This is a genomic window from Proteus sp. fly-1008 (assembly GCF_040140305.1).
Taxonomy (GTDB): domain Bacteria; phylum Pseudomonadota; class Gammaproteobacteria; order Enterobacterales; family Enterobacteriaceae; genus Proteus; species Proteus vulgaris_B.
Map to the genome: position 1 here is coordinate 148,379 of NZ_JBEEWH010000006.1, position 14,832 is coordinate 163,210.

General features: G+C 41.4%; 9 protein-coding genes. All 9 read left to right on the forward strand.

From position 1 onward, the window contains the following. Positions 1-457: 457 nt before the first annotated feature. Genes ABN256_RS12005 through ABN256_RS12045 form a run of 9 tightly spaced genes read left to right on the forward strand, consistent with a single transcriptional unit; the run spans position 458 to position 14,820 of the window. Positions 458-1,933, forward strand: a complete 1,476-nt coding sequence (locus tag ABN256_RS12005; RefSeq protein WP_425355521.1) for an SrfA family protein — start codon at positions 458-460, stop codon at positions 1,931-1,933. A 3-nt stretch (positions 1,934-1,936) separates the two neighbouring features. Continuing rightward, complete coding sequence (locus tag ABN256_RS12010) at positions 1,937-4,921, forward strand: virulence factor SrfB (RefSeq protein ID WP_349439501.1); 2,985 nt, start codon at positions 1,937-1,939, stop codon at positions 4,919-4,921. Positions 4,922-4,923: 2 nt separating this feature from the next. After that, the gene (locus tag ABN256_RS12015) at positions 4,924-7,632 is read left to right on the forward strand and encodes a putative virulence factor (protein ID WP_349439502.1); all 2,709 of its coding nucleotides are present in this window, start codon (positions 4,924-4,926) and stop codon (positions 7,630-7,632) included. Positions 7,633-7,635: 3 nt separating this feature from the next. Further along, complete coding sequence (locus ABN256_RS12020; protein ID WP_196554419.1) at positions 7,636-8,643, forward strand: hypothetical protein; 1,008 nt, start codon at positions 7,636-7,638, stop codon at positions 8,641-8,643. Between the two features lie 9 nt (positions 8,644-8,652). After that, positions 8,653-10,656, forward strand: a complete 2,004-nt coding sequence (locus ABN256_RS12025) for a vWA domain-containing protein (RefSeq protein ID WP_349439503.1) — start codon at positions 8,653-8,655, stop codon at positions 10,654-10,656. Further along, on the forward strand, positions 10,656-11,348 hold the full coding sequence (locus ABN256_RS12030; protein ID WP_231619345.1) for an ABC transporter ATP-binding protein: 693 nt from the start codon (positions 10,656-10,658) through the stop codon (positions 11,346-11,348). The genes ABN256_RS12025 and ABN256_RS12030 overlap by 1 nt, the downstream gene beginning before the upstream one ends. Then, positions 11,329-12,564, forward strand: a complete 1,236-nt coding sequence (locus ABN256_RS12035; RefSeq protein WP_340894303.1) for an ABC transporter permease — start codon at positions 11,329-11,331, stop codon at positions 12,562-12,564. Before ABN256_RS12030 ends, ABN256_RS12035 begins: the two co-directional genes overlap by 20 nt. Then, positions 12,554-14,110: a formylglycine-generating enzyme family protein gene (locus tag ABN256_RS12040; protein ID WP_349439505.1), complete on the forward strand. Its 1,557-nt coding sequence runs from the start codon at positions 12,554-12,556 to the stop codon at positions 14,108-14,110. The genes ABN256_RS12035 and ABN256_RS12040 overlap by 11 nt, the downstream gene beginning before the upstream one ends. Before the next feature lie 26 nt (positions 14,111-14,136). Continuing rightward, complete coding sequence (locus ABN256_RS12045) at positions 14,137-14,820, forward strand: hypothetical protein (RefSeq protein WP_340894307.1); 684 nt, start codon at positions 14,137-14,139, stop codon at positions 14,818-14,820. The last annotated feature ends 12 nt before the right edge of the window (positions 14,821-14,832 follow it).

A 14,832-nucleotide genomic window follows, 5' to 3' on the forward strand; every position in this document is an offset into this window, starting at 1 on the left:
TTAAGACTCTTCTTTAATTGATTATTTTTGTTTCTTTTCTTATTCACTCATTATTAAGAATAAACCTATTTTGTGATTACTATCACAACGACCAGATGTTACCTGATGGTTTACCTTTTTATATTTTGTCTTTTTTTTCTCCCATTTCATTATTTTTTAATGTAAAAATCAATATATCGGTGATTTTATCCATATATTTAAGAAAATATAGCGCAACCTGTAACGTCATTATTTAATTAACATAATCGTTATCTCAATATTCCTCTTTTACTCAAGAAAAATAAAAAAGTCTTTAATAATAATCAGTTAATTAACCCTAAATAATCCGCTAGATAGACACTCAATTTCTGATAATATAAAATGTATATAAATTTTATATCTTTATTTTTAGCCTTAAAGCCTATTTACGGATAAGCCAACTTACCCATAGATAATCTTGCCTAGCGGAATGATCGTCGTGAATAAAGCATTCTTACGAAGTGGTAAATTAGAAAGTTACCTCCCTATGGGAGAAAATGGACAGGCTGTTTATATCTCTGCACTGCAGCTACGTGAAACTTTGCGTTTAAGAGGAAAGGTACATATTTCTCAATGCCTTGCCATTCCTCAGCCGAATGAAACCGGCGAACGCATTGATTGGTATTCACCGATTGACGGCTCTGTTATCCCTTGGTCTGCGGCTTCAGAAGAAGAGCGTACTGCCGCTTATGCTGTGCTGAAAAAAAATCAAGATGATTTAATCGCCTTTAGCGAACAAGAACAGCAAAGAGCTGGAAATAAAGAAAGTCAGCTTTTTGGCGCACTCCTCAGTAAGACAATCCAATTTCCTGACGAAAACCATATTTTTATTGTTGATGGCCAACCGATTATTACCTTTTGGGGATTTGTCAGCGCCAATCAACAACTAAGAGTTGACCCTGTTGCTTGCTTAAAACCTGTTGTTGCGCCAATCGCACCAACATCAACAGCCGTTCCACCCGTACAAGAAAAAGTCATCATTACTGATACAAAGCGCCCTTGGTGGCGTTTTTTATGGTGGCTGTTACCTTTATTATTGCTTCTACTCGCTATTTTCTTCTTAAGAGGCTGTTTCTCCACCCCCACATTACCGACAATCGATATTAAAACACCCGATATTGAAGCGCCTAAATTACCTGATCCTACGCTTGAAAAGCCAAGAGTCCCCACTGTGGTTACTAATGGGCATACAGTTGGCGTACCAACAGGCACCGTTCACACAGGAACATTAGGCACCGTCGATGCAAATGGAAATGTGATTAATGCCACTGATGGGAACGGCGCAGTAATTGATCCTAATACAGGTTTACCGGTGGTTGATCCTCAAATAGACAATAACCAAGGTGCTTTACCTGAAGGAGTAGCGCCCGACGATGCGCAACAACCGAATGTGTCTCCCGTTGATCCCGCAACACAAAATGAGCAACCGAAAACAGATACTCCTCAAAATGCAGGAAATGAGAACAATACTGCTATTCCTCCGGTTGATCCTAATGCGCCACCAGATGTCACACCACCAGCCACTGCTGATAACACAACACCACTGACTATTCCTGCAAATGCGCTAGCTAACGGCTCAACCCAATTCCTTAATGGCCAATGGAAAGCAGGTGCAGGTATTCAAGATCAAAAAACAGGTAAACCACTGAGCCTGAACTATCAATTAGATAATGGCAAAGGACAAGTCGTAATGACACGCAGTGATGGGGTGACCTGTAAAGCCCCTGTTAACGCAGCCGTCAATCAAGGTGGGCTGAATATAAATAACCAAGGCCAGGCTCTGTGTAGTGATGGTTCAAACTATTTGATGCCAAATATTATTTGCCAACCAGGAAGCCAAAATATTGCTGATTGCCAAGGGAAATATGAGAACAGTCAGCCATTCCCATTATCAATGAAGCGGGAGAATAATTAATTCATGTTAGCGCCACTGACCGATTATAAAGATAAAATAACCCTTATCCGTGACAGCAATATTCAGTTTCTGGATTTTGGTTTTACGCTACCACAGCGCAAAGAGTACGGTGAGTTTGTTAAAAAAGGTGAAAACGGTCCGTTAATGCGACTCATCTACAATGAGCGAGACGATAACTATCTTTACCCAGCGCCGAAAAATCAACCACAAACACCGAGAGAAGCAGAATTTAGCTTCTCTCTTGATGAATCATTAAATTTACTCAATGACACTTGGTTGCCAGTGCCATTTTTCCGCTTTAATCCGCCTCGTTCATTCTCTCAAGGCCCTGATAACTGGGTGAGAATGATGTTTCACCAACTGCCAGAGCCAGATGAAGACGGGCATACGCATCGCATTGTCGTGGCTTTTGATACTCGTATTGAACCCAATCGCACCAATACGGCTTATCTAGCACCAAACGAAGAAGATGTTCGCTCTGGTGTTGCTTTTGCACTAGCCTATCTAGGTTATGAGGTAGAAAATTTCCTTGAAACACCGTGGATTGATGGTTGGTTAAAGGAAGTCTTTAGTGAAAGAGCGCTGGCGGTCACTAAGATATATCACGATGAACTTGAGGAAGCGCTTAAAGAGTTTCAACATCAAGCACATTATCTCAATTTGCTCAATATATTAGGTGAGAAACTCCACTTACCTGAAATCAAAATTAATGAAACCAAACCACAAGAGCCGGCCATTGAAGTCGACCTTATCCTTGATGTGGGTAACTCACGTACATGTGGGATCTTAATTGAAGATCATATCAATGATAATAAAGGGTTAACTCAACTTTATGAAATGACATTGCGTGATTTAAGCCACCCTTATCAAATCTACAACGAACCTTTTGAAAGCCGTGTTGAATTTGCACAAGCGGAATTTGGTAAACAAGACTTTTCAGTCAGTAGTGGTCGAAATAATGCCTTTATGTGGCCAACTATTGGTCGTGTTGGCCCTGAAGCTAACCGCATGGCAGCACAACGCTTAGGAACTGAAGGCTCAACGGGTATTTCAAGCCCTAAACGTTATTTATGGGATGATTCGCCGTATTCTCCAGGTTGGCGCTTTAGTCGCTCTTTTGGTCAAACAGACAGAGAGCCACTGGCAACTGCTGTACCTATGACCTATCTGCTTAACGATCACGGTGAACCGTTATTCCGTTTAGAGCCTGACTTTCGTATGCCTGTCTTTACGCCAAACTACACACGTAGTTCATTAATGACCATGATGTTAACCGAAGTGTTAGCTCAGGCATTAACACAAATGAACAGCCCGGCTCAGCGTCTTAAAATGAGCCATGCTAGTGCGCCTCGTCAATTACGTAATATCATTTTGACTATTCCACCCGCTATGCCAAAACCAGAGCGTGCTATTTTTGAAACATGCATGGAAAACGCATTAGGGCTAATTTGGAAAGCAATGAATTGGGATCCAACTGATGAAAAACTGAATTTTGATGGTAAAGATGTCCAATGTCGTATACCGATGCCCAATATCCACGTTAAGTGGGATGAAGCCACTTGTGGTCAGTTAGTTTACCTCTACAACGAAACACAAATTAAATTTGGTGAACGTACTGAAGCTTTTTTTGCTAGCCAAGTGCGTGAGGATAACCGCGCATTAACAGGTGATAGCACATTAAAAATTGCATCAATTGATATTGGTGGTGGCACAACCGATCTCGTTATCACTCGCTATAAACTGGATACGGGAACAGGAAGCAACGTCAAAATTATTCCAACACAATTATTCCGCGAAGGATTCAAAATTGCAGGTGATGATATTTTATTAGATATCATCCAGATTTGTGTTTTACCTGCATTACGCACTGCATTAACGGATATTGGCATTTCTGATGCCGATGCCCTAATGTCTTCCCTTTTTGGTAGTGAAGGTTTAGATGCAGGTCAGCAAGTATTGCGTCAACAGCTTACCTTACAAATCTTCAATCCAATTGGATTACGTATTTTAAGCCAGTACGAAAATTTCGATCCATTAGTGCCTCATGAAGGTATTAACAGCACCTTTGGAGAATTGCTAGATGTCCAACCAACAGAGCATGTGCGTCGTTATATTGACGACGCTGCCAATAAAGAGTTAGGTGGCGGAGAGAGTTTTTCTATCTTGAACGTGCCAGTGCAAATTAATTTTACACAACTACACGCTGAATTTATTTCAGGTGAACGTATTAATATCACCCGTAGCTTAAAAGCGCTATGTGAGGTGCTTTATTACTACTCATGTGATGTTTTACTGCTCACAGGCCGCCCTTCTCGCTTACCGGGTATTCAAGCACTATTAAAAGTATTACAGCCTGTACCACCTTCTCGTATATTGCCATTACATGGTTACAAAACAGGGGGTTGGTATCCGTTCAACAAAAAAGGCCGCATTGACGATCCCAAATCAACCGCAGCAGTTGGTGCGATGTTGTGTTTAATGGCTGAAAATGCACGTTTGCTCAACTTCTATTTCTCAACAGGTAACTTTAAAACTTACTCAACAGTGCGTTATTTAGGAATGTTAGATAATAACAACACCATTTCTGATAATGACGTTTATTACCGAGATATTCAGGATAAGTTTGAGCCTGATCCAGATACCTATTTTGAAGTCAGAGGCGGGATACGTTTAGGTTTCCGTCAATTAGATAATGCCCGTTGGCCAGCCTCACCACTCTATACATTACGCATTAAAAATCCAAAATTGGCACAACAATTAAGCCAAGAGGACAGCGTATTACATATCAAGCTAGGAGAAGAGCGCGGAGCCTCTAGCCATAATAATGACAACAAATCTGAAAAATTACGTATTGAAGAAATGGAACTTATTAATGGTAAAGGTGGCGTTAATAAGAGTGGTTTAAGCTTCAAACTCAATACGTTAGCAGACAGTGGTATTGGCGAAACATCCTATTGGCTGGATAGCGGGAGTGTATTAGGTAAATGAATATGATGGATGAAAAACAGTTAACAGCTAAATGGGATGCCATTTATCAAGGCGCAGGCAAAGCTATTGATTGGGTTAGCGCAGTAAGAGGCAATGCACCTCGTTTAAATACAGAAGCTGATAGCCTTATCTATCGCCTGCGTCGTAGCCGTAATATGGCGAAGAATCTCAGCTTAGCGACCCAACGCCCAATGTCAGTCGGCTTTTTTGGCCTGTCTCAGGCAGGAAAATCGTACCTGATCTCAGCCCTTGCTGCTGGGCAAGAAGGACGATTAAGAACCAGCATGTCAGGTAAAACTCTTGATTTTATCGACCATATCAACCCACCAGGGGGTGGCAAAGAGGCTACGGGATTAGTCACTCGCTTTAGTCGCAAAGCAACAAAAGGTACGCAAGAGTTTCCAGTAGAGCTACACCTTTTTAGCGAAATTGAAATTGTTAAGATCCTTGCTAATGCTTACCTGTATGACTTTAATCAGGAAAAAATTGATTTTGAATTAGATGAAGAAAAAATCTCTCGTTTAATCAATTCATTAAGTTCACAATGTAGTGCCACCGCTGTCGCAGGTATTACGCACGATGATGTCGTTTCATTATGGGATTACCTGCAACGTCACGCTGAAAAAAGTCAGAAGAAATTAGCGACAACCTATTGGCCTAAAGCGATTGAATTAGCACCTTATCTCAGCATAGCTCAACGTGCTAAGTTATTTTCAGTGTTATGGGGCGACATTGCAGAACTGACATCTGCTTATCAGCGTTTTAGCACCACACTTGCCTCTTTAGGCAATGCATCCTTGGTTTTGGCTCCGCTTTCTTCTTTAGTCAAAGAACAAGACGGTGTGTTAATACAAAACGACAGTATTATGAACGTAGATATGTTAGAACGTCTCAATACTGCCAATGATAACCAGATCAGTATTTGTCCTATTCATGGTGATCGTATTGATGCCCCTGTAACCCTTTCTTTAGCGGAACTGACTGCACTCACCGTTGAATTAGTCGTACCGTTATTAGATGCACCAAGCAAAACACTATTTGAACAGGTTGAGCTACTGGATTTTCCGGGTTATCGCGGGCGTTTAGGTGTTGAAACCATGGCGGATGTGCGCCGTCAAGTCAATGATGATAGCGCAAACCCACTCGCTCAACTTATTCTTCGAGGCAAAGTCGCCTATCTGTTTGAACGTTATACCGATAACCAAGAAATGAATGTGCTGGTGGTTTGTACTGCATCAAACAAACAATCCGATGTAAAAGAAGTCGGCGCAGTACTCACAGAATGGATCAATAACACACAAGGTAAAGATGCACAAACTCGTGCTAAACGCCCTTCTGGCTTGATTTGGGCGATGACTATGTTTGATATGCGTATTACCAACTCCTTAACCATGAATGAAGCGTTATTACGCCAATCATGGGGTAAAGGTGGCATGATAAAAATGGCGATGTTAGAGCGCTTTGGTCAATACGAATGGATGTCATCGGATTGGATCAATGGTGAAGCGTTTAATAATACCTTTTTAGTACGTAAACCGGGTGTCCCAACACCGTTTATTCAAATCAGCAATGGCAAAGAAACGGTTCTAAATGAAGACAGTATTTCACAATTACATCTGATGAAAACAACATTTGCTGAAGATGAAACTGTCCAACGTTATATTCGTGATCCAGACCAAGCATGGGATGCCATGTTGTCGCTTAACGATGGTGGTATGCAACGCCTTGCTGATTATATTGAAACCGTTGCCTTAAAATCACTAAAGCTTGAACGTATCAATGAGCAACTACAAGAAATTCAACGTGATTTAATCGGTCATCATCTTGAAAAATGGTATCAATCAGGTGGTGAAGAAGAATTACAGGTAAAACGCCGTAATGCCGCGACTATTTTGCGTTTTATGCAAAGTCGTCCTTATTTACAAGGTGCATTACTCGACTATCTGTTGCCTTCTCGCAAATCTCTCTACGACCTATATATGCAGGAAAAAGAGGTTATCGATACCCTTTCAGACAACAAAAAAGCAACACAAGCCCCAGTTTCTGCCTTTGCTGCTATGGAACAACCGACATTTGATCTCTTTAGCGATGCACCAATCTCTTTGGTACCTGAAGAAGATGAAGCCCCCAAAGGCCATGGCAATGAGATTACCTACCCTAAAAAAGTGATGGCATTATGGATAAACCATCTGCGTAGTCTGCCAGATAACAGTACATTGTTAACCTATTTAGGCATCGACCAAGAAATTATGGTGCTGTTAGTCGATGAACTTATTACAGCTATCAATCGTCTTGGTGTTGAACAACGTATGTTGAAAACTCTAGCAGGAACAGAAGCCATTGCCCGTCGTGATGACTTAGCCGAACAACAATCATCTCGCGTTTATAATGTACTGGGTGATTTTATTACTTGGTTTAATTTCAAAGATAACGGTGTTGAGAAGCCAGATAGCAAAATCAATGTGGGTCATAAGATCTTTGAAAGACCCGATAACACTAGCGTGCAATGGGGTGATGATGAGCGTTTGGTCCGCTTACCCACCAACCCTGTTAACTACACCCTTTTATTTGTGATTGATTGGCTTATCGCTTTATCAGCGGTTATTACTGAGAATGCAGGGCATTCTGCGGGAAGAGAGATCAGTGCTGAACAAAACGCACTATTAGGCCAAATCATTCAAACCATGAAATCATCCGTTGTGGAGTCATAATTCGTGTTTAATCCAGAATTAAAACCCGTACAACCAGCTCGTCCCGGCTTTGCGGTATTAAGTATTCGTAATTGGGAAGGTGACGCTTCCCCTGTTTATTTAAGCATTCAGCGTAACCAAGATCGCTATTTCTTAAATGATAAAGGGGAATGGGTAGGTAATGCCTTTTTCCACCAGCTTTCACTTGAAGATGCTGATGATGGTTATCAAATCGTTCTTGATAAAACGCTCGTTGATCCCCTCGTTAGCAACTTACAAATGGCGTATCAATTTACGTTAAAAGACGATAACGAAACACAAGATATCGGGCGACTACGTATTCGTGATGGTGTATTAGCCTCTCAAGCACAAGGTCAAAGCGAAGCATTAAAATCAACGGCGACATTAGATACTCAAACTGTTCCACCTGCTCCCATTGTCGAAACATCACCGGAGCCGGAACCCGAATCAATCAAAGAGCCTGAGCCTGAGCCGATTATTCCTGAAATTAAGGTAGATGAACCGCCACAACGGCCAACACCACCTGCACCGAAAAAATCTAAAATTGGTTTAATTTTAGCGATTATCCTGATCTTAATTTTAGCGGGTATCTTAACGTGGTTCTTCTTACTAAGAGGCAACCCAGCAGGTGAACCAGCCACACAACCGACAACAGAATCATCAACACCAAGTGTGTGTAGTGTTGAAAATATGAAATCAGGTACGGCACTCGCTTTTGTACAAAGTTGTATACAGAGCCAACCAGATAGCAAAACCATTCTTACAACGATTGAACAAGCTAAACAAAACAATCAATGTGACGTTGCTCAGCGTTTATATGCATATAAAGCGCAATCAGGTGATGTTGAAATCGCACTAAATTATGCTCGTGAATACGATCCAGAAACAGCATCAGCACAAGGTTGCTTTGGCGCAGACAAAGAAACAGCTATCTATTGGTACGAAGCTGTTCTTAATCATGACTCACAAAACAGTGACGCAAAAGCGCGTCTTGAAGCACTGAAAAAATAGGAAAGTCGTATGAAAAAGGCGCATTGGCTTACTCTTATTCTCAGTGGTTTAATTCTGACAGCACCGGCAAGTGCTGAAGAGAAAAAACCGCTATTACAAGAGGGTAAAAAGACTCTCTATCAGCGTGTATTAACCTACCCAGGTTGCCAAGTGGCAGACACAATTGGCGCAGCAGGTAAAGAACAACCCGCATTTAGCCGTTTTTATGTATATCAGCGTCAAAAACAAGGCGCTAATGAGTGGTTACAAGTCGGCCCTGATAGCTTGGGTCATATTAGCGGCTGGATGAATGCAAGCTGTACATCTGAATGGAAAATGCAATTAACGCTGGCTTTTACTAACCCAGCGGGTCGTAACCCAATGCTATTTTTCAAAGATAAACAAACGGTTGAAGGCTTACTTGAAAGCCCGACACCCGAAAAACAGTATCAACCTTTTTTAGCTGATATCAAAAATCAAAAAGTCAATCCTGCTGTTTTAGCTAAAGAGCCGGATTATATGATTGATCAAAAAAGTAATTTTTATCTGTTACCTGTACTAGGTTCAGATGAAGTCTTTACTGATGCGGGCTATAAAGTGCGAGTCCTCAATGTGGCCTCTGTCTCTTCTCAAACCAAAGACAGCAAAGACGCACAGAATACGAATGTAACCGCCAACAATACAAAACCTGCCACGTCAGACAGCAAAGATGCTGATAATATGATGCAAGGTTTTTCTGCGGCTGTCGTGTTTGTTATCGACTCAACAATATCAATGGATCCTTATATTGATAGAACCAAAGAAGCGATTCAGAAGGTTTATGCTCAAGTCGAAAAAGACAATATGTTGGATAAAGTAAAATTTGGTTTAGTGGCATTTCGCTCTAATATCAAAGCTGTCCCCGCATTGGAATACGACAGCAAAATGTTTGTAAACCCCAATGACGTAAAAGATGGCCCTGATTTCCTAAATAAAGTAAAAGAGTTACGCCAAGCTAAAGTCTCAAGTAGTCGTTTTGATGAAGATGCATATGCTGGTGTTATGCAAGCCCTTGATGATGTTGATTGGACACGTTTTGGCGCGCGTTACGTTATTTTAATCACTGATGCGGGGGCATTAACGGGAGATGATCCTCTTTCATCAACTAAGCTCGATGCTGAACAAATTCGCCAAGAAGCCGCTTATCGTGGTGTTGCACTTTATACTCTGCACTTAAAAACCCCATCGGGGGCAAAAAATCATGCTTCTGCACAAGCGCAATATGAGACATTGACGCTGAATCCGTTCTTACACAAATCCCTTTACTACCCTATTAACTCAGGGGATGTAAATAGTTTTGGTCGGATGGTCGATAGTCTTGCAACCGCAGTAACCACGCAAATTCAAACCGCTTATCGCGGTGAAGCCACCGTAGGCAGTGCACTAAATGCCGATCCTACTTATAGCAAAAATAAAGAAACTGATGCCTTACTTAATGATGCGCATGATTTAGGTTATGCCATGCGTTTAGCATATTTAGGTGAAAAACAGGGTACAAAAGCACCTCCGGTCTTTAAAGCATGGATTAGTGATCGAGACTTATTACAGCAAAATATCCCAACAACAGAAGTACAAGTATTACTGACTAAAAGTGAGCTTAGCGATTTAAGTGATGTGATGAAAAAAATCGTGAATGCTGCTAATGAAGGGTTGATCTCTCCTGACAATATGTTTGCTGATTTACGTTCGATTGCCGCAACAATGGGTAACGATCCAAATCAAATCAAACAAGGCTCTGCGACTAAATTGGGTGAAATGGGCTTGTTGGGTGAATATATTGAAAACCTGCCCTACTTAAGTGAAGTGCTTGGTTTAGATGAAGAGACTTGGAAAAGTTGGGATGGTCTTGAGCAAGAGAAATTTATCCGCCGATTAAATACAAAGTTACAATATTATCAACGTTATAATGAAGATGTTGATCGTTGGATATCCCTTGCGCCACAAAGTGATCCACGCGATCACGTTTACCCTGTTCCACTGGAAAACCTGCCTTAATGATCCAGATTGAAGGCATGGCAATTACGCGTGGTGATGCGCAACATGGTTTTCGTGTTGCGCTTCCTTCATTGATCCTTGAAAAAGGAGAAATTGGCGCACTAACCGGATTAAGTGGCTGTGGAAAAAGTACCTTGTTGGAAATGATTGGGCTTATTTTACGCCCTGATGAATTAACCCATTTTCAACTCGATGATGATTTAACTCTCACACAATTCGTACTAAGTAATGAGCAAGCACAACTCGCATCATTACGAGCAGAGAAATTGGGTTTTATGCTTCAAAGTGGCGGGTTACTGCCTTTTTTAACCGTCATGCAAAATATTCAATTACCTCGCAAAATGCTGGGGTTAACACCGCACTCCGCTTGGCTCGATCATGCAATTGACCATCTGCAATTACGCCCACTGTTAACTCGTCTTCCACGCCAGCTCTCCATTGGTGAGCGCCAACGCGCAGCGTTTATTCGCGCTATCGCACACGAGCCAGCATTATTACTTGCTGATGAACCCACAGCAGCCCTTGATCCCCATAATGCACAAGCGCTGTATGCACTCATTGTAGAGATGGTAAAACAACTGGAGATCTCTGCACTGGTTGTTAGTCACGATTGGTCTTTAATCAAGCGTTTTGGGTTTAGCCACTATCACGCGCAACTCGAAGGAGGCGGTAGTGTCTTTATCAAACAATAGTGCCAATCCTAATCGTCTTGGCTTACTCAGCTCACTTGCTTGGCGTGACTTAATTTACGATCGCAAAGTTGCACTCTGTATTGTGTTTTCACTCGTTTCTGTGATTGCCCCATTGTTACTGCTGTTTGGCTTAAAAAATGGCATTGTGACACAGCTTCATAATCAGCTACTCAACGATCCCCGTAATCTTGAAATACGTATGTTAGGCAATGGTAATTACCCACAAAGTTGGTTTAATGAAATTGCACAAAAAGAAGAAGTCCGCTTTGTTATCCCATTAACACGAAGTTTGAATACACAAGCTGATATTGTGATTGATGGACAACATTTTATTGATAACGCAGAAATCATACCAACAGCAGAAAACGATCCTTTATTAGAGGGTGTGGCTATACCTAGCAATGCAGACACGTTAGTACTCTCCGCCAATGCTGCGCAAAAATTACAGGCTAATGTCGGTGATAACATCCGATTATTTATCAGCCGCAAACTTAATGGCGTCAATGAACGCGCAAAGCGTACCTTTACTGTGGGCGCCATTATCAGTGATAGCAAATTTTCAAGAGCAGCGGCCTTTGTTTCTCTTGATGTTTTAGTCGCAATGGAAGATTACCGAGATGGTTATCAAGCCCCTCTTTTTGGTATTACACAAGGTGTTGAGGCAAAACCAAGAACTCAGTTTGCTAAAGCTCGTCTTTATGCCAAAAATTTAGATAGCATCGCACCATTAGATGATTGGTTTCGGCAACAACACATTGATGTGATAACACAAAAAAGCCAAATAGATTCTGTAAAAGCAATCAGTTATGTTCTTAATGTTATTTTCTCTGTCATTGCTTGGGTCTCACTATTAGGTTGTATCGCCTCATTAATTGGGGCCTTTCTTGCCAATATTGACCGCAAACGCAAAGATATGGCGATCCTACGCCTGCTAGGTTTCCGTCAATTTGCTGTTTCTTTATATATTGTATTGCAAGCGCTGCTATTAACGAGTGTTGCCTTTATTTTAGCCCTTGGGCTTTATGGGATTGGTAGTCGCTTATTTACCACATTATTAGGCACCCATTTACCTGAACAAGCCTTTGTTTGCCAGTTAACGTTTTGGGATCTCTTGATTGCTATGTGCAGCGCCTTACTTGTGGCCTTAGTCGTTGCCAGTATTGGGGCATTACGTGCCGTTTCAATTGAACCTGCGGAGAGCTTACGTGAAATTTAATTTATCGCTTTTAACTTTATCATTTGCGCTGTTATCTAGCAGTTTTATGGCATCAGCCAAATGGGATGATAAATTTGTTAACCCAAAAGCCTTACCTGATGATGTGATATTGCCATTCCCTTGTGAAGGTTCTATGGTCTTTCGGCAAGTGACTATCCCTCTCAGTCAGCCTTTACAAGACTACAGCGTTACGTTAGGGCAAGAAGGCGATGAATGGGGTTATTTAGAGCAATCAAGAGCTGAACATATTGCGGGTAGCTTCCCACTAAAAGGTAAAGAAAAAGGCCGCTATTACCTTATGGCAAAATACCCCGTTACCGATCTGCAATATAACGCCATGCAAAGCACTATTAATGGTAAAGAGTGCCCTGTTGCCTCAAATAAATTACGTTTACCGAAAGTGAATATTAGCTGGTATGAAGCCATGCAGTTCGCTGATCAATATAATCAATGGTTAAGAAGCAAACATCCTGAAGCACTCCCTGTTGAAGATGGCGCAAAAGGTTTTGCTCGATTACCAACAGAAACGGAGTGGGAATTTGCCGCCCGCGGCGGTTTAAAAGTCTCAGCGTCAGAATTCCGAGATATTCGTTTTCCTATGCCGGAAGGCACCAAAAACTATATTTGGTCGGCAGGCAGCCAATCTGCTAACGGCTCTTTACAGCTAACGGGTCTGTTATCGCCAAATCCTCTAGGCTTACATGACATGTTGGGTAATGTCGCTGAAATGATGTTTGAGCCTTTTCGATTAAACAAACTCGACCGTTTACACGGACAAGCGGGTGGATTTATTGTACGTGGTGGTAGTTATCTAACACCAGAGAGTGATATGCGCAGTTCATGGCGCCAAGAAGAGCCTTATTACACCAATACGGGTGCGAATAAAAATAAATACACAGGCTTTCGTTTAGCTGTTGTTGCTCCAGCATTAACATCACGCGATAAGATCAAAGAAATAGAAAAAGAGTGGCAGCAATTAGGTAATGAGAAACCTGCCAGCAACAACTCAAAAACTAATAGCGATAGCTCCATCAATAGCCTGAATACACTCTCAACCCAAGTGCAAGATGAAGCATTGAAAAAACAATTAGCTGAATTAAAAAATACCTTACGGGCAAATGCACAACTACGAGATGAACAGCGTGATCAAGCTATCCGTACCTCACTACAATTAGGTGCTTTTTTATGTACCAAATTAAAAGATGATGGCGAGTTCTATGACAGATTAATCGCATTACATGAAAAAAACTGTCCTTCAGGCACTAAAGATGCCACATGTGAACGACGTCAAGAACAAGTTAACGACCATAAAAAAACGCTCGACTTTGTTGTGAGCTATTACGCTGACACATTAGTGGATATGGCAACCACATATGACGCCTCTTTAGTCAAACCGCAAATTGACGTTGTACGCCAATTAATGGAAGCCAGAGGTAAATCAAATTTAAATACGTACCTTTCAACGTATATGCAGGGGCTACAAGGATATTGGGCTAACGGTAAAGTATCACGGAATGAATGGCTCGAAGCATGTAAAAAACAATAACAGAGACTTGGGATAATAGGTGTGGTATGAACAAACAACTTATGGCGGTACTTGGCATTAGTGCATTACTTGCCTTATCAGGATGCCAAAGTAATAACGGTACTGATCCTCGTTTGAAAAATAATAGTGATATGGAGTTTTTCAGCAAATCAGGTATTACTGCTTGTGCAGGCGGTGCGGCAATTGGTGCATTAGGCTGTTTAGTCTCAAACTCCAGCAATAAAGGCGCTTGTATGCTCATTGCGGCTGTAGCTGGCTGTGGTGTCGGTATTGGTGCAAATGCCTATTTAGACAACAAACGCCAAAATTACGCGACAAAAGAAGAGATGCTCAATTCTATGATTGCTGATATTCAAAATGAAAATCAGCGCTTACAAAGCGCCTCTAATACGGCGAAAGCGGTTATTGCTGATGATAAAAAAGCCCTTGCAAAAATTGAGCAAGATATGAAACAACAACGCCTTAATAAAGTCGCAGCTGAAAAACAATTAAAAGGTATTGATGCCAATATTGCAGCACTTCGTTCTCGTTTAGCGGATATGAAAAAACGTGAAGGTGAATGGCGTGATATTGCTGCGCAAAGTCGTCAAGATGGCCTAAAAACGGCACAGCTTGATAAACAAATCAATGGGATGAAACAACAAGTAACCTCTTTACAAGAAGAACTTGATAGCCTTTATACCCAACGTACAGCAATAAAACTTAGTTAACGTTAAAAAGGA